Origin of the sequence: Haemophilus parainfluenzae T3T1, assembly GCF_000210895.1 — a bacterium.
Taxonomy (GTDB): domain Bacteria; phylum Pseudomonadota; class Gammaproteobacteria; order Enterobacterales; family Pasteurellaceae; genus Haemophilus_D; species Haemophilus_D parainfluenzae_A.
Window position 1 is genome coordinate 1,449,716 of sequence record NC_015964.1, and the last position, 24,103, is coordinate 1,473,818.

The 24,103-nt window shown below is 39.6% G+C and carries 22 protein-coding genes; 16 read left to right on the plus strand and 6 right to left on the minus strand.

Annotated features, from left to right (window positions below):
- Window positions 1-493: 493 nt before the first annotated feature.
- The 11 genes from PARA_RS07310 to lolE all read left to right on the plus strand — a co-directional run bounded on the left by PARA_RS07310 (window position 494) and on the right by lolE (window position 11,514).
- Window positions 494-1,783, plus strand: coding sequence for a DUF2931 family protein (locus PARA_RS07310; RefSeq protein WP_014065198.1), 1,290 nt, complete (start codon window positions 494-496; stop codon window positions 1,781-1,783).
- Between the two features lie 648 nt (window positions 1,784-2,431).
- The gene (locus tag PARA_RS07320; RefSeq protein WP_014065199.1) at window positions 2,432-2,875 is read left to right on the plus strand and encodes a hypothetical protein; all 444 of its coding nucleotides are present in this window, start codon (window positions 2,432-2,434) and stop codon (window positions 2,873-2,875) included.
- 241 nt (window positions 2,876-3,116) lie between these two features.
- Entirely contained in the window at window positions 3,117-3,653 is a 537-nt protein-coding gene (locus PARA_RS07325; RefSeq protein ID WP_014065200.1) for an elongation factor P hydroxylase, read from the plus strand.
- 97 nt (window positions 3,654-3,750) lie between these two features.
- On the plus strand, window positions 3,751-4,833 hold the full coding sequence (prfA, locus tag PARA_RS07330) for a peptide chain release factor 1 (protein ID WP_014065201.1): 1,083 nt from the start codon (window positions 3,751-3,753) through the stop codon (window positions 4,831-4,833).
- On the plus strand, window positions 4,833-5,711 hold the full coding sequence (prmC, locus tag PARA_RS07335) for a peptide chain release factor N(5)-glutamine methyltransferase (protein ID WP_014065202.1): 879 nt from the start codon (window positions 4,833-4,835) through the stop codon (window positions 5,709-5,711). The genes prfA and prmC overlap by 1 nt, the downstream gene beginning before the upstream one ends.
- A complete protein-coding gene (locus tag PARA_RS07340) occupies window positions 5,711-6,514 on the plus strand; it encodes a SirB1 family protein (protein ID WP_014065203.1) in 804 nt (267 codons plus the stop codon). Before prmC ends, PARA_RS07340 begins: the two co-directional genes overlap by 1 nt.
- A gap of 12 nt (window positions 6,515-6,526) precedes the next feature.
- Window positions 6,527-7,381 carry a 3-deoxy-8-phosphooctulonate synthase gene (gene kdsA / locus PARA_RS07345; RefSeq protein ID WP_014065204.1) on the plus strand — a complete coding sequence of 285 codons (855 nt, stop codon included), beginning with the start codon at window positions 6,527-6,529 and terminating at the stop codon, window positions 7,379-7,381.
- 67 nt (window positions 7,382-7,448) lie between these two features.
- Window positions 7,449-8,396, plus strand: coding sequence for a 2-hydroxyacid dehydrogenase (locus PARA_RS07350; protein WP_014065205.1), 948 nt, complete (start codon window positions 7,449-7,451; stop codon window positions 8,394-8,396).
- Window positions 8,396-9,577 carry a lipoprotein-releasing ABC transporter permease subunit gene (locus PARA_RS07355; protein WP_014065206.1) on the plus strand — a complete coding sequence of 394 codons (1,182 nt, stop codon included), beginning with the start codon at window positions 8,396-8,398 and terminating at the stop codon, window positions 9,575-9,577. The genes PARA_RS07350 and PARA_RS07355 overlap by 1 nt, the downstream gene beginning before the upstream one ends.
- Before the next feature lie 3 nt (window positions 9,578-9,580).
- Window positions 9,581-10,264, plus strand: coding sequence for a lipoprotein-releasing ABC transporter ATP-binding protein LolD (gene lolD, locus PARA_RS07360; protein ID WP_014065207.1), 684 nt, complete (start codon window positions 9,581-9,583; stop codon window positions 10,262-10,264).
- Window positions 10,264-11,514 (plus strand): lipoprotein-releasing ABC transporter permease subunit LolE, encoded by a 1,251-nt coding sequence (gene lolE / locus PARA_RS07365; protein WP_014065208.1) that lies wholly within the window; start codon window positions 10,264-10,266, stop codon window positions 11,512-11,514. The genes lolD and lolE overlap by 1 nt, the downstream gene beginning before the upstream one ends.
- Before the next feature lie 59 nt (window positions 11,515-11,573).
- Here lolE and PARA_RS07370 read toward each other — a convergent pair whose 3' ends face one another.
- The gene (locus PARA_RS07370) at window positions 11,574-11,984 is read right to left on the minus strand and encodes a YhcB family protein (RefSeq protein ID WP_014065209.1); all 411 of its coding nucleotides are present in this window, start codon (window positions 11,982-11,984) and stop codon (window positions 11,574-11,576) included.
- 90 nt (window positions 11,985-12,074) lie between these two features.
- On the minus strand, window positions 12,075-12,425 hold the full coding sequence (locus PARA_RS07375; protein WP_014065210.1) for a RidA family protein: 351 nt from the start codon (window positions 12,423-12,425) through the stop codon (window positions 12,075-12,077).
- A 111-nt stretch (window positions 12,426-12,536) separates the two neighbouring features.
- On the opposite strand from PARA_RS07375, the gene PARA_RS07380 reads away from it, so the two are divergent.
- Both PARA_RS07380 and PARA_RS07385 read left to right on the plus strand, forming a co-directional pair.
- Window positions 12,537-13,253 (plus strand): YwiC-like family protein, encoded by a 717-nt coding sequence (locus PARA_RS07380; RefSeq protein ID WP_014065211.1) that lies wholly within the window; start codon window positions 12,537-12,539, stop codon window positions 13,251-13,253.
- Between the two features lies 1 nt (window position 13,254).
- Window positions 13,255-13,929 (plus strand): tetratricopeptide repeat protein, encoded by a 675-nt coding sequence (locus tag PARA_RS07385; protein WP_014065212.1) that lies wholly within the window; start codon window positions 13,255-13,257, stop codon window positions 13,927-13,929.
- A 33-nt stretch (window positions 13,930-13,962) separates the two neighbouring features.
- Here the strand turns inward: PARA_RS07385 and mnmC are convergent, their stop codons facing one another.
- Window positions 13,963-15,972: a bifunctional tRNA (5-methylaminomethyl-2-thiouridine)(34)-methyltransferase MnmD/FAD-dependent 5-carboxymethylaminomethyl-2-thiouridine(34) oxidoreductase MnmC gene (mnmC, locus tag PARA_RS07390; RefSeq protein ID WP_014065213.1), complete on the minus strand. Its 2,010-nt coding sequence runs from the start codon at window positions 15,970-15,972 to the stop codon at window positions 13,963-13,965.
- Between the two features lie 182 nt (window positions 15,973-16,154).
- Between mnmC and fabB the strand changes: the two genes are divergently transcribed.
- From fabB to ilvN, 3 genes are all read left to right on the plus strand, one after another.
- The gene (gene fabB / locus PARA_RS07395) at window positions 16,155-17,375 is read left to right on the plus strand and encodes a beta-ketoacyl-ACP synthase I (protein ID WP_014065214.1); all 1,221 of its coding nucleotides are present in this window, start codon (window positions 16,155-16,157) and stop codon (window positions 17,373-17,375) included.
- Between the two features lie 370 nt (window positions 17,376-17,745).
- Window positions 17,746-19,470: an acetolactate synthase 3 large subunit gene (locus PARA_RS07400; RefSeq protein ID WP_014065216.1), complete on the plus strand. Its 1,725-nt coding sequence runs from the start codon at window positions 17,746-17,748 to the stop codon at window positions 19,468-19,470.
- Window positions 19,470-19,961, plus strand: coding sequence for an acetolactate synthase small subunit (gene ilvN / locus PARA_RS07405; protein WP_014065217.1), 492 nt, complete (start codon window positions 19,470-19,472; stop codon window positions 19,959-19,961). The genes PARA_RS07400 and ilvN overlap by 1 nt, the downstream gene beginning before the upstream one ends.
- Before the next feature lie 93 nt (window positions 19,962-20,054).
- Here ilvN and yedE read toward each other — a convergent pair whose 3' ends face one another.
- The 3 genes from yedE to PARA_RS07420 all read right to left on the minus strand — a co-directional run bounded on the left by yedE (window position 20,055) and on the right by PARA_RS07420 (window position 24,095).
- On the minus strand, window positions 20,055-21,116 hold the full coding sequence (yedE, locus tag PARA_RS07410; RefSeq protein ID WP_014065218.1) for a YedE family putative selenium transporter: 1,062 nt from the start codon (window positions 21,114-21,116) through the stop codon (window positions 20,055-20,057).
- A gap of 208 nt (window positions 21,117-21,324) precedes the next feature.
- Window positions 21,325-22,383, minus strand: coding sequence for an ABC transporter ATP-binding protein (locus PARA_RS07415; protein WP_014065219.1), 1,059 nt, complete (start codon window positions 22,381-22,383; stop codon window positions 21,325-21,327).
- A gap of 17 nt (window positions 22,384-22,400) precedes the next feature.
- A complete protein-coding gene (locus PARA_RS07420; RefSeq protein WP_014065220.1) occupies window positions 22,401-24,095 on the minus strand; it encodes an ABC transporter permease in 1,695 nt (564 codons plus the stop codon).
- Window positions 24,096-24,103: the final 8 nt, after the last annotated feature.

A 24,103-nucleotide genomic window follows, 5' to 3' on the forward strand; every position in this document is an offset into this window, starting at 1 on the left:
TATGTCAAAATTAATTATTATGCCAATTTTTTTAATTCTAATTCACCAATGCGCTCACAGGCTTTACGGTAATATTCGTTGAACCTTTTTATTTCCGCACACCTTATTGTCTGGTAGCATTGCATATTCTATAATTATTATCAAAGGTAGATATATGGGTTATCATTAAAAATGTAAATAATTTAGATATCTATGTAAAAACGGAGAGAATTCTTTTGAATTTAACGATTAGGAACCTAGAAAAATTTAAATGGTTGGTAATATGGAATATATGATATTAAGTCTTCAGGTGCTTTGGGAGGAAATTGGCAAATACGCATTCTTTTTGATAGTCAATGCCTACTGCATTATCAGAATGTATCAAAACCGTCATTGGAAATATTGTGCAGTTGTTTTCATTCTGCTCAATGTCTGGGTAATTTACGGATACTGGATTGATATCATTAATTCGTATCTTTATTGGAATCAATAAGATAGTCAAAAGGCCGTCTGAATGAAACACAAGAAAACAAATATCCTTTTAGGAATAGTAGCAGCAGGTTACCTCAGCATTGTATTGGCAAACATAGGATTAAATAGAATGATTGAAGGCAACGGCAATCCCGAACAGGCAAAAGGCATGGCTTGGGGTGTTAAGATGGCGGAGGCTATATTGGTTAACGCCACACCGGAAAATTCTTCATATTTGACGTTGGGAGCATATGCGGTAGACGTATCTAATAAGTACAGTTCTGATTTTTATTTGCAGAACGGAACGGTCTTGCGAAACTTCTTTGGTACAGGCTCTATCTGGGGGCGAGGAGGATACTTAGGAAGAACGGCAGAGTTTGATTTACTTCCCGAAAGGTTAACTTTTACCTATTTATCCCAGTTTGAAAATAAATTTTATCAGCTGGACGAAGCTCTTCCTACAGACAAGATACGTCCTATGATGGCAAAAAGTTACAGGGTATTTAATAATGCAGTAGAGGATACTGAAACTCCGCGATATGAATCTCCCAATAATTTTGAATTAGCTGTTGCTCCTGGTGGTTGGGTTACGTTGAATTTGACCAGCACTTTTATTCATAAGGAATTAATGTCCTGGCAAGCAAGAGAAATTGTACCTTCTTTAGAAGAGGCTGCTAAACACCACTTTAATGAAATGTGGTATTACGATGTTGAGTTTTATCATGACCCTAAAAGAAGGGCTGAATACTTAGATAGAGTAAGTAAAGAACACCCCGATTTCTATCACACTTATATAGCTGGATCCAAAAAGGTCAGTGCAGAATGGTATAAACAAATGCAAACAAAATATCCATGGAATTTGGAAGTTGAAGTGGATGGAGGAGAATGGAATGGCGAATATTATATGGAATTCGCTAATACGGAGCGCTGGACGGCCATCGGTAAGGAGAGGATAGAAGAAGAGAAGAAGGCAATGAAGGCGATGCCAACTTACATCAGGATATGGTTAATAGACAAAGAAACGGGTAATCGGTGGGGCATCAGATTGCATCCATTTAAGACTGAAGAACAAGAACAGAATGATTATAAAATCATATACGATGATGCCCGACTAAACGGGTTATACAAGATATTTCAACAGGCGTTCCCCGGAAGGAATCAAGCGCACAATATCAGTACACCTTTAATAAATCAGTTTGCCACGTTGAAATTGAAATTTGATGATCATTTTGAATTAACCGAAGCGTATCTTCAAAAAGATGGACAAAAATTTGTATTGCCAGATGCTAAGCTCCATCAACGTTATGAAATCAACAATACTGCTTATTACTAATATTATTAGGAAAATACGGCTTTGATAACTTTATCGGTCATGAAAACCAATCAGTCGAGGAGAACTTCTGCCTGCCGAATAGGTCAGGCCAAGAGGGATGAGAACGGCAATCCTATTTTTCGGGAAGATACGTTTAGCGGCTACTCAAGTGTGAAGATAAAGGTCAAGTCCGCTTTGGTGAAAAAGAATTGGAAGAGCTTCAAAAGTAAAATAGAAACGAAACGATAAAAAGGTCGTCTGAAATCATATCGGGTTTTCAGACGGCTTTTTGCAAACTACACCGTGAAACCGAACGTGCCTCTGGCAAACATATCCGCCAACAAACACAATACGACCCTATGGGCAGAATCCTGCAGCAAATCCACAACCGCAGCCGGCGCGAATACGGCTACGATGTCGCCGGACAACTGACCCACATCCAAAGCAGAGGAGGCCTTTAGAAGGTGAGCATTTTGGCTCACCTTTTTTATTTAATACAGTAAAATACGTGATTTGATCGCCACCGTATGTAATCGTTGAGCTAATATCTAAATAGCAATATTGTCAGCATAGTCTGGTACTTATCACAGAAAAGTAAATGCAATGTTGATACAAAATTTTTGGAAAAGAAAAAATCTGCTTCTGATATCTTATTAAAGGAATTAAAAAATGTTGAGATCTAATTCTTCACTTCTTTTTATTGTCATGTTTCTGACTTCCTGTGCTTCTTATGATTATGAAGTAGAATTTAAAAATTACTCTATTAATAATAGCTTAGATGAAGTACAGGCAGATGTTCATTTTGTTGATACCGATCATATTCTTCAAAAACATTTACTACAACTCCCTGGAAGTGGGATTGATTGTAAAAATGAACTGGGAGAAGTCGTGTTGGTTGAAATTGGAAGAGAGAGTGAAAACAAAGAAACTAAAGGCATGGTTCAATTATGTGGTAACAGTGATCAAGTAAATTGCCAACCGGTTAAATTTAAATTAAAAAGATACACATTTAAGTGTAACTCTTCTTTTACCGATATGTTTCATGATTTACACAAGGCTAGAAAACCTTTTCTGATAGATTTTGATACACGAACACTTCAGAATAAGTTATAGATCGGATAGTCAGCGAGTATTGGGATAAAAAATCCAATATTCGTTGTTGTTTTCCCAAGACCGTCTAAAAAATTCTTTCAGATAGCTTTTGCTTCATTATTCTATCCGTTTGCCGAATGTATTATCCAAGCGAGGATATCTCCTTTTTTATTATTCAACCAGATTTTGTGAAAAACATTAAAAATGAGATAATTCTCAAACCTTTTAAGAGGCTTTATTGATAAAAATATTTGGAGAAAGCATGGAACATAAACTTGAGGACATCATTGCGATTTTTAATCAATGTTTTGAAGAAGAATATAATACGCGATTGGTTAAAGGTGGGGATGAGCCGATTTACATTCCTGCAAATGATGATGTGCCTTATAACGCGATTTACTTTGCGAGAGGCTTTTACAGCAGTGCATTACATGAAATTGCCCATTGGTTAGTGGCGGGGAAAGAGCGCCGTAAATTAGAAGATTTTGGCTATTGGTATGAGCCAGATGGTCGTTCTGAAGCACGTCAGCGTGATTTTGAAAAGGTCGAAGTGAAGCCTCAAGCGTTGGAATGGATTTTAGCCACAGCGGCAGGATTCCGCTATTTTGCGAGTGCGGATAATTTGAATGGCAATCCAGGAGATACGCAACCATTTAAGCAAGCGGTATATGAACAAGTAAAAACCTATGCAGAAAAAGGCTTACCAAAACGCGCAGAAACCTTGCGTCATGCATTGGCTCAATTTTATGGCACTGAAGATCGAATTGATTTAGCGAAATTTGATGTTACTCGCATCTAAAGCGCGGTCATTTTTAGGCAGATTTTGCGTCTGTCAATTTTCCTTAAAATCGGCTAGAATAGGCCGATTTTATTTTTGGCTTTAACTTTATAAAAATATGAAAGATTCTATTATTGCAAAACTTGAAAGTTTAAAAGAACGTTATGAAGAATTAGAGGCATTGCTAGGCGATGCGTCGGTGATTTCGGATCAGGATAAATTCCGTGCGTATTCTAAAGAATATTCACAACTTGAAGATGTGGTGAAATGTTTTAATCGTTGGAATCAGCTTAATTCTAACATTGCTGAAGCAGAGTTGATGTTAGATGATCCTGAAATGAAAGAAATGGCAGAAATGGAAATTGAAGAATCCAAAGTCGAAATTGAAGACGTGGAACAACAACTTCAAATTCTTTTATTGCCGAAAGATCCAAATGATGAATATAACTGCTATTTAGAAATTCGTGCGGGTACAGGTGGGGATGAAGCGGGTATCTTTGCCGGTGATTTATTCCGTATGTACAGCCGTTATGCAGAAAGTAAACGCTGGCGTGTTGAAATGCTCAGCGCAAATGAAAGCGAGCAGGGCGGTTATAAAGAAGTCATCGTTAAAGTAAGCGGTGATGGCGTATATGGTCAGTTAAAATTTGAATCAGGCGGCCACCGTGTACAACGTGTACCAAAAACAGAAAGCCAAGGTCGTATTCATACCTCTGCTTGTACTGTTGCGGTTATGCCTGAATTGCCTGAATCTGAAATGCCGGAAATCAATCCTGCAGATTTACGTATTGATACCTACCGTTCATCTGGTGCAGGTGGTCAGCACGTTAATACGACTGATTCTGCGGTACGTATTACCCACATTCCAACGGGTATTGTGGTGGAATGTCAAGATGAGCGTTCACAACATAAAAACAAAGCCAAAGCGATGTCTGTCTTGGCTTCACGTATTGTTCAAGCGGAGCAAGAACGTCAAGCGGCAGAGCAAGCAGATACCCGCCGTAACTTATTAGGTTCAGGCGATCGTTCTGATAAAATTCGCACTTATAACTACCCACAAGGTCGTGTAACGGATCACCGTATCAACTTAACGCTCTATCGCTTAGATGAAGTGATGAACGGCAAAATTGACGAGCTTATTCAGCCGATTATCACTGAATATCAAGCGGATCAATTAGCGGCGTTATCTGAGAATAATTAATGACCTATCAACAATGGCTTGCCGATGCTGCGCAAGCCTTAAATCAGGTAAATCCGACAGAGAATGGTAAAGTTGATGCGTTAGTGCTATTGCAACACGCAACGGGTAAATCGAGAACACAAATTTTAGCTTTCGATGAAACGGAAATTGATGAAAAAGTGCGGTTAAAATTGACCGCACTTTTAGATCGTCGTTTAAAAGGCGAACCTATCGCTTATATCCTCGGCGAAAAAGAATTCTGGTCCTTGTCTTTAAATGTGTCTGAAGGAACATTAATTCCTCGCCCCGATACTGAAATTCTCGTAGAAAAAGCATTGCAAATTGCGTTAGAAAAACTGGAAGAAAATCCACCGCACTTTCGTATTCTCGATCTTGGAACCGGCACTGGCGCCATTGCGTTGGCGTTGGCTTCTGAGCTTTCTCCTATTTGTCAAAAAAAGAATATTCAATTAGATGTCATCGGTGTGGATTTAATGCCAGAAGTCGTCGAGTTAGCACAATCCAATGCCGAAAAAAATCAGCTTAAGGTGCAATTTTTGCAGAGTCGTTGGTTTGAACATGTTGAAGTGCAGTTTGATATTATCGTCAGTAATCCGCCTTATATTGATGAAACCGATGAGCATCTTTTCCAAGGTGATGTGCGTTTCGAGCCTCGTTCGGCGTTGGTGGCGGGCGAAAACGGTTTAGCTGATTTACGTCATCTTATTGAGTATGCACCAGGACATTTAAATGATGGTGGTTATTTATTGTTAGAACACGGTTGGAAACAGGGCGAAGAAGTGCGGTCAATTTTCTGGCAAAATCATTGGCAAGGGGTTGCAACCATACGGGATTATGGCGACAATGAGCGCGTAACGTTGGGATATTGGAAGCGGTAATGAAATACGATCAAAAAGTCTTATATACTGAGCTAACTCATTTTTATCTGAGCATTTGTGAGAAAGAGCAAATTGATGAGCCTCGTATAAGAGGGCTCGTGGGAAGTTTAGTGCGTAAAGCTCGCCAAGCTATTCCTGAAGAATGGGATGATAAAGCTAAAATTCACCAATTATTACAGCTATTTTACGGTGATTGGGGCTTTCATTGCGATGCGGATAATTATTTCTATGCTCGTAATTTATACCTTCCGTATATTTTAGAAGAACGTGAAGGCATGCCAGTGAGTCTTGGCGCTTTAGTACTTTATCTCGCCGCAAGTTTAAAATTGCCGATTTATCCCGTGAATTTCCCGACGCAACTGATTTTACGTGCAGAAGTCGATGGTGAAGTGGCGTTTATTGATCCTTGGAGTGGAAAATATATTTCAGTGGATGAATTGAAAAAACTCTATGAAGGCGCCTTTGGTTTTGGGGCTACAATTCAACCTGAAGATTTAGCTCGAGCAGATATTCCGATGCTTACCGCACGTTTTCGCCAGCTCGCCAAAAATGCCTTAATTCGTGAAGAACAAAACGATTTGGCTTTTAATTATATCCAATTCTTGTTAGCGGGAAGAAAAGATCCTTACGATATTCGCGATCGTGGCTTAGTGTTGGCGCAAATGGGCGCTTATCCTTCAGCCATTGAGGATTTGGAATATTTTGTTGATCAATGTCCGAATGATCCCACTTCTTCTCTGTTAAAAACTCAACTTTTAGAACTGAAAGGCGAAGCATTGAAAGATGCCAAGTCCATCCATTAAAAAGGAAATATTATGCAAAATAAAATTGTAAAAATTGGCAATATTGATGTCGCAAATGACAAACCCTTTGTGCTTTTCGGCGGGATGAACGTGCTTGAAAGTCGCGATATGGCAATGCAAGTTTGTGAAGCTTACGTAAAAGTGACTGAAAAGTTGGGCGTTCCTTATATTTTTAAAGCATCTTTCGATAAAGCTAACCGTTCTTCAATTCATTCTTACCGTGGTCCAGGCATGGAAGAAGGTTTAAAAATTTTCCAAGAGATAAAAGAAACCTTTGGTGTGAAAGTGATTACCGATGTGCACGAAATTTATCAATGTCAGCCTGTTGCTGATGTGGTGGATGTGATTCAGTTACCGGCATTCTTAGCTCGTCAAACTGATTTAGTCGAAGCTATGGCAAAAACCGGTGCGGTAATTAACGTGAAAAAACCACAATTCTTAAGCCCAGGTCAAATGGGTAATATCGTGGATAAATTTGAAGAATGTGGTAACGATAAAATTATCCTTTGTGATCGCGGTTCAAACTTCGGTTACGATAATTTAGTAGTGGATATGTTAGGCTTCGGCGTAATGAAAAAAGTGTCGAAAGGCAGCCCAATTATTTTTGACGTGACTCATTCATTACAATGCCGTGATCCGTTTGGTGCTGCTTCAGGCGGTCGTCGTGAACAAGTGACCGAATTAGCCCGTTCTGGTTTAGCAATTGGCATTGCAGGCTTATTCTTAGAAGCGCATCCAAATCCAAATCAAGCAAAATGTGATGGCCCTTCTGCATTGCCACTTTCGGCATTAGAAGGTTTTGTCTCACAGATGAAAGCCATTGATGATTTAGTGAAGTCTTTCCCTGAATTGGATACGTCTATCTAATTGAGAAGTGCGGTTGAAAAAAGCATTGTTTTTGACCGCACTTTTGTTCTATTAAAAGGAGAAAACAATGAATATCGTATTTTTAGACAGCACCGCAATTCCAAAACATATTTCTATTCCTCGTCCAAGCTTTCCGCATAACTGGGTAGAGTATAAATATACTTCCGCAGAGCAAACCATTGAGCGAGCAAAAGACGCGGATATTATTATCACCAATAAAGTGATTTTAAGCCGCGAGGTATTGCAACAATTACCGAAATTAAAACTCATTGCTCTCACCGCAACAGGCACCGATAACGTAGATTTAGACGCAGCAAAAGAATTGGGTGTGACGGTTAAAAATGTGACGGGTTATTCTGTCACGACTGTACCTGAGCACGTATTGGGGATGATTTTTGCGTTAAAACACAGCTTGGCTGGTTGGCAGCGTGATCAAATCACTGGCAAATGGACTGAGAGTAAACAGTTCTGCTACTTTGATTATCCCATTACAGATGTTAAAGGTTCAACGTTAGGCGTGTTTGGAAAAGGCTGTTTAGGTACAGAAGTAGGGCGTTTAGCAGAACTTTTAGGCATGAAAGTCCTGTATGCTGAACATCAAAACGCGACAACTTGTCGTGAAGGTTACACGCCTTTTGAAGAGGTGCTAAAACAGGCTGATATTCTGACATTGCATTGTGCATTGACTGAAACAACTAAAAATTTAATCAATCAAGAAACCTTGTCACTTTGTAAGAAAGGTGCGTATTTAATCAATACTGGTCGTGGTCCATTGATTGATGAGCAAGCGGTTTGTGACGCATTAAAATCAGGACAATTAGGTGGTGCCGCATTAGATGTGTTAGTGAAAGAACCACCAGAGAAAAACAATCCACTGATTGAATTAGCGAAAACGATGCCGAATTTAATTATCACACCTCATATTGCTTGGGCGAGTGATAGTGCGGTAACCACGCTAACGAAAAAAATGATGCAAAATATCGAAGATTTCGTTCAACAATTAAATCAAAAATAATGAATTTACCTATTTCTTTATACGTCGCTCTGCGATATTGGCGTGCAAAAAGCGCCGATCGTTTTGGGCGACTTGTTGCTAATTTGGCAAGCTTTGGCATCGTACTGGGTGTGATGGCATTGATTATTGTGCTTTCTGTCATGAATGGATTAGAAGGCTATCAAAAACAACAGGTGCTTTCGAGCATTCCACACGCGATTGTTAGTCAAGAAGCGCCTATTTCGGCAGAAAAACCGCTTGAAAATACACCGCACTTTGTGCAAAAAGCTGTGCCGATTAATACCACAAATGTTGTGTTTCAAACGGCAAAAGGCGTGAGCGCAGGACAAGTGATTGGTATTCAGTCTTTTTCAGATGATCCTTTATTAGAGGACATCGATCCTAGCCAGTTTAACCAACTTTTACCGCAAGGTGAGTTTAAGTTAATTATGGGCGATAAATTGGCACAAAAATTAGGCTTAGCGGTGGGCGATAAAGTTCGCTTAATGATCACGGAAAATAGCCAATATACCCCATTTGGTCGCGTGCCGATGCAGCGTTTATTTACGGTGAGTGAGCTTTACTATGATTATGGCGAAGCGTCAGGTTATGAAGTTTTTGCTAATTTAGCCGATATTGGTCGCCTAATGCGTATTCAACCAGGTGAGGCACAAGGCTATCGTTTATTCCTAGATGATCCTTTCCAAATCACAGAATTACCAACCTATTTTAAAGATAGCCATATCAGCGATTGGCGTGTCCAAAAAGGGGAGTTTTTCCAAGCGGTTCGTATGGAAAAAAATATGATGGGCTTGTTGATTAGTTTAATTATCGTTGTTGCGATTTCCAATATTGTGACCTCATTAAGTTTAATGGTGGTAGATAAACAAGGGGAAATCGCCATTTTGCAAACGCAAGGTGTGACTAAATCACAAGTACGTTCGATCTTTATTTATCAAGGTTTATTGGTTGGGCTAGTGGGCACGTTGATTGGTGCCGTACTGGGCGTATTAATCACCTTGAACCTTGGGGCAATTTTAAGGGCGGTCAATCCGAACGGTGTTTTCTTGCCAACATCCATTGAGCCTGTGCAAGTCATTATTGTGATTGCCTTTTCTTTATTGTTATCTTTATTATCAACCATTTATCCCGCTTATCGCGCGGCAAAAACAGAGCCGGCGGAAGCATTACGTTATGAGTAAAATATGAATAACTACTTATTAGAATGCCAAAATATTAATAAATTTTACCAAGAAGGCGAGAACCAAACCCAAGTATTAAAAGGCGTAAGCTTTGCCATGAAACCACAAGAATTAGTGGCGATTGTGGGGAGTTCTGGTTCGGGAAAAAGTACTTTATTACACACTTTGGGTGGTTTAGATCAGCCAAGTAGTGGGGAAGTCTTTATTAAAGGGCAATCTTTGCAAAAAGCGTCTGAAAGTGAATTGGCCAAATTACGCAACCAAAATCTAGGTTTTGTGTATCAATTTCACCATTTAATGGCGGATTTTACCGCGTTAGAAAATGTGATGATGCCGATGTTAATTGGTCGTCAGAATAAAACAGAAGCAAAAGATCGTGCTGAAAAAATATTGGGTGCAGTAGGCTTAAGTCATCGCATTACCCATCGTCCATCTGCTCTTTCAGGTGGTGAACGTCAACGTGTGGCAATTGCTCGTGCATTGGTGAATAATCCCGCTCTCGTCTTAGCCGATGAACCAACCGGGAACTTGGATCATAAAACTACAGAAAGTATTTTTGAGTTGATTCAAACCTTGAATGCGGAACAAAATATTGCGTTTTTATTGGTGACACATGATATGTCATTAGCACAAAAACTGTCTCGTTGTTTAACGATGCAAGATGGCATTTTGAAGGAAGGTGCATAATGAGTACGCCTTTTTTCATTAGTTGGCGTTATCAACGGGGTAAGCAAAAGAATCCGTTGGTGGCGTTAATTTCAAAATTCTCTGCTATCGGTATCGCCCTTGGTGTGGCAGTATTGATTGTGGGATTAAGTGCGATGAATGGTTTTGAGCGTGAGTTGAATTCACGTATTTTGGCTGTCGTGCCACATACGGAAATCATGGTAAATCCACATGCCAATGAAGCCACATTAAACCATTGGCAGAACCTTGCGGAACGTCTAAAAACGAACAAAAAAATTACCGCACTTTCACCTTTTGTGAGTTTTACTGCCTTAGTCGAAAATGGCAATAAACTTAAAGTTGTACAAGTGAAAGGGGTCGATAAGCAAGCTGAAGATCAAGTGAGCTCTCTTGGTCAGTTTGTGGAAGGTGATGGCTGGCAAAAATTCGCAGAAGAAGGCGGATTGGTGCTGGGCTCTGGTATTGCCAAAGAGTTAGATGTCAAAGCAGGCGATTGGGTGTCGTTATTAATCTCTCAACCGAATGGCGAAGATCAAATGGCTCAACCTAATCGTGAGCGTGTTCAAGTGACCGCTATTTTACGTTTAGATGGTCAGTTAGACCACAGTTATGCCTTACTGGCATTACCTCAAGCGCAAGAGTTAATGGGGTATCGCGAAGATCAAATTACCGGTGTTGAATTGAAAATTGATGATCCATTCAAAGTACAAGAAATGGATTATTCGATGCTGAATGATTATCCTCAACTGCTTTATATCCAAAACTGGGTGGCAAAATTTGGCTATATGTATCGTGATATTCAGCTTATCCGTACGGTAATGTATATCGCCATGGTGCTTGTAATTGGGGTGGCGTGTTTTAATATCGTTTCAACCTTAATTATGGCGGTAAAAGATAAGCAAGGTGATATCGCGATTATGCGAACCCTGGGGGCGAATAATGGTTTTATTAAGCAGATCTTTATTTGGTATGGCTTGCTTGCAGGAATGAAAGGGTGTTTGATTGGTATCGTATTAGGTGTCGTACTCGCACTGAATCTCACGCCGATTATTCAAGGCATCGAGGCATTACTTGGTAAAAAACTGTTATCAGATGGTATCTATTTCGTTGATTTCTTACCAAGCGAATTACATTGGTTCGATGTTGTATTAGTTCTCGTGGCGGCATTGGTATTGAGTTTACTCGCCAGTCTTTATCCAGCCAGTCGGGCAGCAAAATTACAACCGGCTCAAGTATTGAGTAATCACTAATAAAAAATCAGGGATTAAGTATTTAATCCCTGATTTTTTTATTGTTCAACGATTAATCATTATTGGTTTTCTTTATCTGTTTTTAATAAGCCAGATGAACCTTCAGAATAATCACGCGGTGGCTCTTCAGATTTGCTTTCTGATGAGGCAGTCACTAATTGCTGGGTAAATAAACCTTTGTCGGCGGGTTTATTACCAAGTAAGGTTTCAGATGAAACGGCATAGTGACGATAGAGTTTTTGATAATCACCAATTAAGGTTTTAAATAATTCAGCACTTTCCGCGAAATGTTTTTCAAGTTGTGCTTGTTTATCGCTTAATTGTGTTTTTACTTCTTTTAGTTCAGCTTCGGTTTGAACTTGTTTTTTGACTGAACCTTTTGTTAAACGTAACAGCAAATAGCCTAAGATTACGCCAACCACAAGCCCAATCACAGCGGCTTGCCATATTTCTGGTATCCATGATTGCATACATTACTCCTTCTTTTGAATTCAGTGTCTAGTGTAAAGGAAAATCGAAAAATTTTCTTTGCGGTTGATCACATTTTGAAAAAGCTGTGTTTACACGGCTGCAATAATAACGATTTCAACTTTCCAATCAGGATCTGCAAGTTTCGCTTCTACTGTTGCTCGGCTTGGTGGATTTTGACTATCGACCCATTCATCCCATGCTTGGTTAAGTTGAGCATAATCTGCCATATCAGCAAGGAAAATTTGCGTGGTAAGAATTTTACCTTTTTCAGAACCAATTTCAGCCAATAATTTATCGATCAGTGAAAGAACTTCTTTGGTTTGCTCGTAAGCATTTTGCTTAACGGTTTTTTCCGGTACTTGGCCTGCAAAATAGGCAGTATTGTTATGAATGACCACTTCAGAAAAGCGTTTGCTTGGTTGAATGCGTTGAATCGACATAATAGCTCCTTTTTGATGAAGATAATTCCATTCTAAAGGTGGTTTTAGACTTTGTAAATCAAGAAATTGTGAGATAAAATAATTGAGAATTTTTATCAACTAAAGGAAACTATGAAACTCCTGATTTCGAATCAATATGGCGCCATTGTGATGGCATTATTGCCTTTTGTTTACGGTATGTTATTAGCTTCACCTGTTTGGGCGCATTTCTTTTTGCTGTTAGCTTGGTTCACCATGTATTTGCTGAGTTACCCAATGCTGAGTCTCTTTAAAGGCAAAAATATGGCGGAATATAAAAAGTGGACAATCATCTATGGTGTCGCAGCTTTTTTATTTGCGCTTCCTGCCATTTTTTATAACTGGCAAATTCTTTTCTTTATTGCAGCCATGTTTCCTTTTGTGTTGGTGAGTATCTATTACACCAAGAAAAAAGATGAACGTAATCTTCTCAATGATTTAGCGGGTATTGCGATTTTTGCCCTTGCAGGTATGGGATCCTATTATTTTTCTGACCGCACTTTTGATGAAAAAATCTGGTGGGTAGCACTGTATCCAAGCTTATTTTTTATTGGCACGACGCTTTACGTCAAATCAATGATGCGTGAACGTAAAAATCCGCTTTATCTCAAAGCCTCTATTATTTTCCATATGCTTTGCGTGCTCGGTTGTTTATTTACCCAACAATATGTCTTATCACTTGCTTTTGTGCTGGCGTTAATTCGTGCCATTTATTTACCCACCAAGAAACTTTCGGTTAAGCAAGTCGGTCTAATAGAATTCGGAACATCCGCCATTTTTTTGATTATTTTATTGATAGCGACATTATAAGATGAAGACATTAGCCAAACTTTTACTCCTTGCCACGCTTACCTTAAGCAGTTCAGCATTTGCGATGAAAACCATTGATTTGGTCGATAAAGCGCAAATGACGGATCAGCAAAAAATGGATCTGGCGCAAAAACTGGCTGAGAAACAAGATTGGAAAGCCGTTTTTGAAATTATGTATCCTCTTGCGTTGGAAGGTAATTTACAAGCGCAAAGCAATTTAGGGATGCTTTATAATTTAGGCCGTGGAGTGGATGAAAATAAAGAGTTGGCTTATTGGTGGTTTAGTGAAGCTGCTGAGCGAGGCAGTATTAAAGCTATCAATAATTTGGCGGTCATGTATTTCAACGGCAATAACTATGTAAAACAAGATACCGCTCAAGCGATTAAATTATTTGAAACCAGTGCGACAAAAGATCCTGATGCCATGCTTACATTAGGGGAAATTTATACCAATCAGAAAGAATTCACCAAAGCCTTTGAATGGTTCCAAAAAGCCGCGAATGCGGGTAGCAATGAGGGGCGATTCCGTTTGGCTCGTTTGTATGAAGAAGGGATTGGGACACAAGTGAATATTGGTTTGGCTAAATTGCTTTATTTGGAAATTATGAATACGGCGAAAAAGGATGAAATCAAAGAAATCGCCAGACAGCGATTACAACGTTTAAGCTTGTATTAAGAAAAAGTGCGGTTGATTTTAACCGCACTTTTTTTATTTCACCTCTGCACCTTTCAACCAGCGTCTGACCCAACTGCGGTTTGGCATTAAGTTATGAATCAGATCTTCACTCATCGGTAAGGGCTCACCATAAATTAAGGAAGCCAGTGTTTCTCCTAAAAACGGTGCAGAGGTTAATCCTCGTGAGCCTAATGCGCCGATTAAATAGAGGTTTGGGTAGTTTTCGGCTTGTTCTATTGGCTGTTTACGGCGGCGTAAATTAAATAAGTTTTGATATTGTGTTTGCTGCGCTGAAAAATGAGGAACAGCCCCCATCATTGGGGTGAGATCTCGTACCGAACAACGCACCCCGATTCGAGCAAGATTGCCCGATGTATCCACTTCTTTTGTCCAGTCTTCAGGTATATTTTGCTGAATTTTTTGTTGGTTTTCTTGTTGTTCAGTTAGGCTAAATTCACGAGTCGCATTATCACGAACATGACTTGCACCAATACAATGACTGGCTTTCGCTTGATCGACTGGAGTCAGATAGCCGTCATAGCACAATACGGTTTTGAGTTTAAGTAAGTTTTCCGATGTCGGAATTTGGCTCACTTGCCCGCGAACAGGGTAGAGTGGGAGTTTTTGTGTTTGTTCAAAATCAGTGAGTTTATGCCCGTTTGCCAAAACAACTACTTCATGGTTGAACGTTTTATTTTCAGCTGTGGTGATTTGCCAACCATTTTCTGCTTGCGAAAGTGCGGTTACTTTTTGTGATGTTTTAATCTGGACACATTGTTTCTCTAAAAAGGCAAAAGTGTGTTGAACTAACTGACGAGGTGCAAGCCAAGCGCCTTGAGGGATAAAAGCGCCACCAAAAGGTAACGGTAAGCCCACTTTTTCACTTAATTCAGTTTGGTTTAGTGACTGATATAAATCAGAAGGCAAATTCAGCTCAGCGATTTTATTTAATTTACTTTCTGTTTTCTCATTGTAAGCACAAAGTGCAACACCACAGAACTCATGTTCAAATTCGATTTGTTGCTGAATTGCCCATTGTAGAAATTGATGACCATAGGCGAAGGCATGAATATAAAAACGAATATTACGCTCGTTATCATCGCTCAGTTGCGGATAAAAAGCGCCTTGTTTATTGCCAGATGCATTCAGGGCAGTTTGCTCATTTTCGCAATAAATTGTGATTTTAGCCCCACGTTTAACCAATGAAATGGCTGTACAAAGCGAGGCTATCCCGCCACCAATAATGGCAATATCTTGTTCTTTGAGATTGGCTGGCTGACTATGAAACCAGGGCGTAGAAAGTGCGGTCAGTTTTTCGTGCGTTTTTTGACCAGAAAGACATTCCCGTTTTTTACCAAAGCCTTTGCGTTTCTTAATATTAAAGCCCGCATTTTCTAAGCCTTTTCTAACCGCACTTGCCGCAGTAAAGGTCGCAAAGGTGCCTTGTGGCTTGGTAAAACGAAACATTTGCTGATAAAGCTGCTCATTCCACATGTCGGGGTTTTTACTCGGCGCAAAACCATCTAAAAACCAGGCATCAATTTTACCATTCATATAATCGCCAAGCAGTGGCAGATTTTCAGCGACATCGCCAAACCAAAGATCTAACGTGCTTTCATCAAAATGAAAACGATAGCAACCTTGAACGGGATTAAGCCAATGCTGTTGCAAATGCTGAGCGAGATGAGAAAATTGCGGATAGGCTAAATGGGCTTGTTGTAATGCATCAAGTGGCAAAGGGTATTTTTCAAAAGAGATAAAATAAAGGCGTTTTAAAGGCGAATCTGGGTATTTTTGACGAAATTCACGGAATAGCGAGGTCACTGCAAAGAAATTTAATCCTGTGCCAAACCCCGTTTCAGCAATAACAAAATGGACTTCTTGATAATTAACCCAACGTTCCCACAACTGATTGCCTTCTAAAAACACGTAATGCGTTTCCGCTAAGCCATCTTGATTAGAAAAATACACGTCATCAAATTTATCCGAAACAGGCGTATTCTCTTCGTTAAAATGAATTTTTGCGTGCTGAATGGTGAACATGTGTTAGCCCTTTTTTGCCTTATCAAATTCTTTTATAATAGCACGGAAATTTTGAGTCGGTTAAAACTTAACTGGTCGAACAAATGAATTATTGCTTGCAATATTTTCATTTCATAGTAAATTGCGTTCAGCTAACAACTGTAAGTTGAATTAAATTTCCCCTAACTCATAAGGAATAAAGAATGAAAAGAGCTGTAATTACTGGTTTTGGTATTATTTCAAGTATCGGTAACAACAAAGAAGAAGTTTTGGCTTCATTAAAAGCAGGTAAATCTGGTATTGAAGTCGTGCCTGAGTTTATTGAAATGAAAATGCGTAGCCATGTTGCCGGCACAATCAAACTTGATCCAAGCGAGCACATCGATCGTAAAGTGTATCGTTTTATGGGGGATGCGGCAGCTTATGCATACCTTTCTATGCGTGAAGCGATTGAAGATTCAGGTTTAACAGAAGATCAAGTTTCAAATGACCGTACCGGTCTTGTAATCGGTGCAGGTACCGGTTCTGCACACAACCAATTAGTCGCTTGTGATGCAGTGCGTGGTCCACGTGGTGTGAAAGCAATTGGTCCTTACGCAGTAACTAAAACTATGGCATCAAGTGTGTCAGCTTGTTTAGCAACCCCTTACAAAATCCGCGGTGTGAACTACTCAATCAGTTCTGCTTGTGCAACGTCTGCACACTGTATCGGTCACGCAGTTGAATTAATCCAATTAGGTAAACAAGATGTGGTTTTCGCTGGTGGTGCGGAAGAATTATCTTGGGAATGTGCAACAGAATTCGATGCAATGGGTGCGGTTTCAACTAAATATAATGATACCCCAGAAAAAGCGTCTCGTGCTTACGATGCAGACCGTGATGGTTTCGTTATCGCTGGTGGTGGCGCAGTTGTTGTGGTTGAAGAATTAGAACACGCATTAGCACGTGGCGCAAAAATCTACGCAGAAATCGTGGGCTACGGTGCAACCTCTGATGGTTACGACATGGTAGCGCCAAGTGGTGAAGGTGCAGAGCGTTGTATGAAACAAGCAATGGCAACGGTAGATACCCCAATTGATTATATCAACGTACACGGTACATCAACACCAGTTGGTGACGTGAAAGAATTAGGTGCAATCAAAAATGTATTTGGTGACAAAATCCCCGCGATTTCTTCAACCAAATCAATGACCGGTCACTCTTTAGGTGCTGCTGGTGCACACGAAGCAATCTATACCTTATTAATGCTACACAATGACTTCATTGCACCAAGCATTAATATTGAAAAATTAGACGAAGCGGCAGAAGGCTGCAATATCGTGACTGAAACAAAAGAAAATGCAGGCTTACAAACTGTCATGTCAAACAGCTTTGGTTTCGGTGGTACAAATGCGACTTTAGTGTTCAAACGCTATAAAGGCTAATTAAAAACCTCTTAAATTCTAACCGCACTTTGGGGTTTCCAAGTGCGGTTTTTTCTTGTCATCGATTCTTTTCCCTCCACTCATAAGAGAAAACAACATTTAAAATGTGATCTAGTTCAAATTTCTGAACAAAAGAATAAAATTTTTTTATTTTTATAAAACTCTATATAAAAATGCAATTCTCTTTGTTTTTTCGTTTTAATCTTTATTTAAAACTTTATTTTTTAACTTTGCTAGATTTTAATGCTTTTAAATTTGTTTTTTTAGACTTTTGCAATGCTAGACAAGTTGTTTTCTTTCGGTATGATGGTTCCATTGTTTTGACACGAATCGTAACAAATAAAAGTGCGGTCAGTTTTAGGAGTAAAATATGAAGAAATTATCCGGTGCGGAAATGGTGGTTCAGTCTTTGCGTGACGAAGGCGTTGAGTATTTATTTGGTTATCCAGGCGGTGCCGTATTGGATATTTATGATGCAATCCATACTCTTGGTGGGATTGAGCATATTTTAGTTCGTCATGAGCAAGCTGCGGTACATATGGCAGATGGTTATGCACGTGCGACCGGTAAAGTAGGTTGTGTGTTAGTGACATCAGGACCAGGTGCAACCAATGCGATTACGGGTATTTTGACCGCTTATACTGATTCAGTACCAATGGTGATCATTTCAGGTCAGGTCATGAGTAGCTTAATCGGTCGTGATGCGTTCCAAGAATGTGATATGGTGGGGATTTCTCGCCCAGTGGTTAAACACAGCTTTATCGTTAAAAAAGCAGAAGACATTCCGGGGATCTTGAAAAAAGCCTTTTATATCGCATCAACAGGCCGTCCAGGTCCCGTTGTCGTAGACATTCCAAAAGATACCGTAAATCCAACTTTAAAATATCCTTACGAATATCCAAAATCTGTTGAGCTTCGTTCTTATAATCCAACGGTAAATGGTCATAAAGGTCAAATTAAGAAAGCGTTAAAAGCATTATTAGTAGCTAAAAAACCGGTTTTATTCGTGGGTGGCGGGGCAATTGCGGCAGGTTGTCATGAAGAATTAACGCAATTTGCACAACGTTTAAATTTACCGGTCACCTCATCATTAATGGGGTTAGGCGTGTACCCAAGTACGGACAAACAATTTTTAGGCATGCTTGGGATGCACGGGACTTATGAAGCCAATACAGCGATGCATGAAAGTGATTTAATTCTTGGTGTTGGGGTTCGTTTTGATGACCGTACCACTAATAACTTAGATAAATATTGCCCGAATGCAAAAGTGATTCAAATTGATATTGACCCAACCTCTATTTCTAAAAACGTCCCTGTTGCGATTCCAATTGTAGGTAACGCGAAAAATGTATTGGATGAGTTCTTAAGCTTATTAGGTGAAGAAATTGGTTCGCGTCCGCAAAATCACTTGGAAGATTGGTGGAAACAAATCGATGAATGGAAAGCGAAAAAATGCTTGGATTTCGACCGTACTTCAGGCGTCATCAAACCACAGCAAGTGATGGAAGCCGTATATCGCATCACAAAAGGCCAAGCGTATGTGGCATCGGATGTAGGGCAACACCAAATGTTTGCCGCATTACATTATCCGTTTGATTTACCGCGTCGTTGGATCAATTCAGGTGGTGCGGGTACCATGGGCTTCGGTTTACCGGCTGCATTAGGGGTAAAACTTGCGCATCCTGAAGCAACCGTGGTTTGTGTAACGGGTGATGGTAGTATTCAAATGAATATCCAAGAGCTTTCAACAGCAACGCAATATGGTATTCCTGTTGTGGTAATTTGTTTGAACAACCACTTCTTAGGCATGGTAAAACAATGGCAGGATTTGATTTACTCTGGCCGCCATTCTCAAACTTATATGAATTCTTTACCGGATTTCGTGAAGTTAGCCGAATCTTATGGTCATGTGGGAATTCAAATTTCGACACCTGATGAATTAGAAAGCAAATTACAAGAAGCCTTCAGCATTAAAAATAAATTGGTCTTTGTTGATATTAACGTTGATGAAACCGAACACGTTTACCCAATGCAAGTTCGCGGCGGGGCGATGAATGAGATGATTTTAAGCAAACCACAAGAGGAGAATGAATAATGCGTAGAATTTTATCTGTTTTATTAGAAAATGAATCCGGTGCATTATCTCGAGTGGTCGGCTTATTTTCCCAACGTGCATTTAATATTGAAAGCTTAACCGTGGCACCTACGGACGACCCAACCCTTTCTCGTATGACGATTGAAGCGGTGGGGGATGAGCAAGTGCTTGAGCAAATTGAAAAGCAACTTCACAAATTAGTGGACGTGTTTAAAGTCATCAATTTGAGTGAACATGATCACGTAGAGCGTGAAGTGTTGCTAGTGAAGGTGCGTGCAACGGGTTCATCGCGTGATGAGTTAAAACGTTTAGCCGACATCTTCCGTGGTCAGATTGTGGATGTAACAACAAAATCCTACACAATTCAATTAACAGGTACAAAAGACAAATTAGATGCTTTTGTTGAGGCTGTGAAGGAAGAAAGTACATTACTTGAGATTGTTCGTTCAGGCTTAATTAGCCTTTCCCGTGGTGAGAAAAATATTCTCTAATGATGTAGAAAGTGCGGTTAAAAATGACCGCACTTTTGAAAACGAAAAAAGGAAGTCATGATTGACTTCCTTTTTGTTTATTTTGAATGAATGTTAAGCTTCCGATTTATTGGTTAATGCGATATATAAACAAACTGCAAAACCGGCAAGTAAAACATAAGGCGTAAAGGTTGGAACGCCAGTAGGAGCGGCTGCGAAACCAAAGTTATGTGCCGCTGCTGCACCCAGTAGCATACCGAGCACAAATAATGCAGAGTCATTGTTCCCTTCACCAATATTGACTAATTGCTTACCTGGACAACCACCGCCTAATGCAAAGCAAAGACCGCAAAGCGCCATAGAAAGGAAATTGTAGAGATAGTCATTATGCGCGATAGGTTGTTTTTCAAAGCCTAAATGGAATTGACCTAATAAGGCATTAGTTATTGCTGCAAAGACAATCAATGCAATCACACCGTTTAATAAATGTGCATCACGGAAGAGGACAAAGTTTCGGAATGCCCCAATGGTGCAAAAACGCGATTTTTGCATCAGCACACCAAGAAGTAATCCGCCAGCAAGTGACATCCAAATAGCCGCATGTTGTGCGCCAGGCCCTTTTTCAGAGGTGTAAATCGCGAGATTTTCACCAAATTTAAATTGGGTTAAGGCTAAAACAAGCAAAATTACAGCAAAGATTGGACCGATTAAGCCAGAAGATTGGCTTTGTTCCTTAGATTTACCTAATGAGAATCCTCGATTAGCGAAGAAAATACCGCCTAATACACCGGCAAACAATCCTACGATACCGGCAATTGCAGTGAGATCACCGCCACCTAATCGTAAATAAGCACGCCATGGACAACCTAAGAAAATGAGTGCACCAAGCATCGCAAAAAAGCCTAAGCTAATACGAGCGAGTGGGGCAGAGCCACCACGAGGTTTAAATTCCTTAGATAAGAATGCACTGACGAGTGCACCTAAAACTAATCCAATGAGTTCTGGGCGAAGGTATTGTAATGGGGCGGCGTGATGTAATCCAAGCGAACCTGCTGTATCGCGTAAGAAACAAGCTGCACAAAATCCCATATTACCAGGATTGCCATTGTAAGTGAGAAGTGGCGCAACGATACCAAGTGCAGCACCTGCAACCACAGGCCAAGTTAAAATTTTCATAATTAGACCCTTGTGATATCTGAAGTTAAATTTAATTGTTTGTTTTTAATAATAAAAACAAAGATATTGTAAAAAGAGTTGAAAAATAAAGAAAGTTTATTTTCTTGAAATTGTGAGCAGGATCAAAGATTAGTTGATAATTAGGATAGCTTGTTTAATTATCACAAAAAATAAAAGTGCGGTTAAATTTAACCGCACTTAGGATATATTATTCAGCTGGGTACCAATGCAGATGTTCAAAGGCTATCTGACATGTTTCCCCTTCTTTCGGGCCAGTATCTCGTCGTCCAATTTGAACACGAATATCTTGATCACCAACTTGGATATTATAATCCGTCACTTCACCAAGATAGGAACGACGTTTTACGACACCAGGAATTCCACCTTGTTGAACAAATTCAATGTCAGATGGACGGCTTGCTAATATGGCTTTCCCTTGTGAAAGTAAGTCATTATTTGGCATTTCTGGAAGATTGAAAATACCATCAACTTTATCAATATGAATACCTTGTGATGACAGGTTTACATTTAATTGATTTGATAACCCGATAAAATTGAAGACAAACTTGTTAGCGGGGTTGTTATAAATATTTAATGGGGTATCAATTTGTTGTACCGCCCCTTTCTTCATAACCATAATACGATCTGAAAGTGCCATCGCTTCAGATTGGTCATGCGTCACATAAATAATTGAGAACCCAAATTTTTTCTGTAATGCCTTAATTTCAAACCGCATTTCTTCGCGAAGATGTGGGTCTAAGCTTGATAATGGTTCGTCTAGTAACATGACGTCTGGGTTAATTGCTAATGCTCTAGCAAGTGCGACACGTTGTTTTCCGCCACCAGATAAATCATCAGGGCTTTTCTTGGCAACACTAAGTAAATTAGTGTGTCTTAGCGCATCGGTTGTTCGTTTTTCAATTTCTTGGGCTGAAATATTTTTGAGTTTTAACGGAAAGGCAACGTTATCATATACCGTCATATGTGGCCATACCGCAAAGGCCTGAAAGACCATGCCAAAATTGCGTTTCTCTGGCGGGAGATAGAAATTGTTTTTCTTCGATGACAGTAATTTATCACCGACTTTAATCTCCCCACCATCTAAGTCTTCAAAGCCTGCAATCATTCGTAGGGTAGTTGTTTTTCCACAACCTGATGGCCCTAGCATAGAGAAACATTCGCCTTTTTTGATAGAAAGGTTAAGATCTTCAATGGCAATAACATCACCAAATTTTTTCATGACATGATTTAATTGAATATAGCTCATCTTTTACTCCTAACCTTCTATTTTTGAGTTTTCTTTTCAGCATAACGTTTAATAACAGTTTGGCCTAACACAATGATTATTAGGGCAATACCCGCTAATGCTGCAGAATAAACCGTTTCACCGTCTTCATTTAGAGTATAAATTGCGACACCGATGGTTCGTGTAGAAGGACCATATAACATAACAGAAACAGTCAATTCACGTAGAGCAGGAAGGAAAATCAGGAAGAAAGCGGCAATCATCCCTGGTCTTACGAGTGGGATAACAATATCTTTTAAAGATTGCCACATACTTGCTCCACATGCTCGAGAAGCTTCAACTAATGAATCATGCACTTGCTCAAGTGCAGCAGAGTTGGCTTTGAGTGAGAAAGCCATATAACGAGCGATATAGGCAATTAAAATAATCCAAACTGTGTTGTAGAGATTGATGCCAAATTTACCACTCCAGGCAAGGATTACCCCAAGAGCAATTACAGAGCCAGGTACGGAGAATGGTAACATCCCTAAGAACTCAAGGATGCCTTTTCCGCGAACACGCATTTTAACGATAACATAAGAAATCATTACCCCTGCAAACATGGTAATCAATGCTGCAGCGAGACCGAGAGTCACACTATTGCGAATTGCATCTTTTGTTAACTGCCATTCAAATAAGATGAATTTATAGTTATCTAATGTGAGATTTTCCCATGTAATTGGCAATCCATAGGTTTTTAATCCGCCAACAAGGAAAATCGTGACTGTAGGCAATACGATAGTAAAGGCGATGTAGAGTAAGCAAATAACAAGCAACGGTTTTCTCAAACCACGAAGTTTTACTTCGATAGGTCTAAAGCTTTTACCTGCAATAATTTGGAATCGACCTTTATTTAAGATTTTGTTTTGTAACCAAATAATCAGTGCCGCAGTGAATACTAAAACAGTTGCAAGTACAGTACCGGTACGAATGGCTTCAAAACTACCCGCACTTTGGTGAATACGTTCATAAATGAGGGTTGGAATGTTAAAAATACCATTTTCTACGCCTAGTACGGCAACAGTACCAAAGTGAGCCATAGAATAGAGCATAATGAGTAATGCACCAGAAAGAATACTTGGCATGACGAGTGGAATGGTAATTTTACGTGTAATGGTAAAGAGGCTTGCGCCTGAGATTCTCGCTGATTCTTCTAATGTAGGGTCCATACGCTCTAATGCACCACAGACTTGGATAAAGACGAATGGGAAAAGATACATCGTTTCTACGGCCATAATACCGGCATAGCTATAGATATTAAAAATAGGCCCATCAAATCCTAAATCCATGAAGAATTGGTTAATGTAGCCAGAACGTGGTGAAAGTAACATTTTCCAAGCTAATGCCCCAATGAAAGAAGGAAGCATAAAAGGTACAAGGAACATCACTTTCATAAAACCTTTATAAGGTAGATCTGTTCGAGTCACTAACCAAGCAAAAAATGTACCAATAATCGTACTCATCACAGTTACGCCAGATGCGATAAAAAGTGAATTGAGTAATGCTTCATAGGTTTCTTCTTGCTTAAGAATATTCACCACATCAGTGATATTAAATTGTCCATCAACCCAAAAAGAATTAAGGAAAATAAGTAAAACAGGAACCGCAACAACGATAACTAAGATACCGATAGATAAGGCTAGAATAACGTTAGCAATATTGAATGGATGATTATTTTGAATAGTTGTAGCCATAATAAACC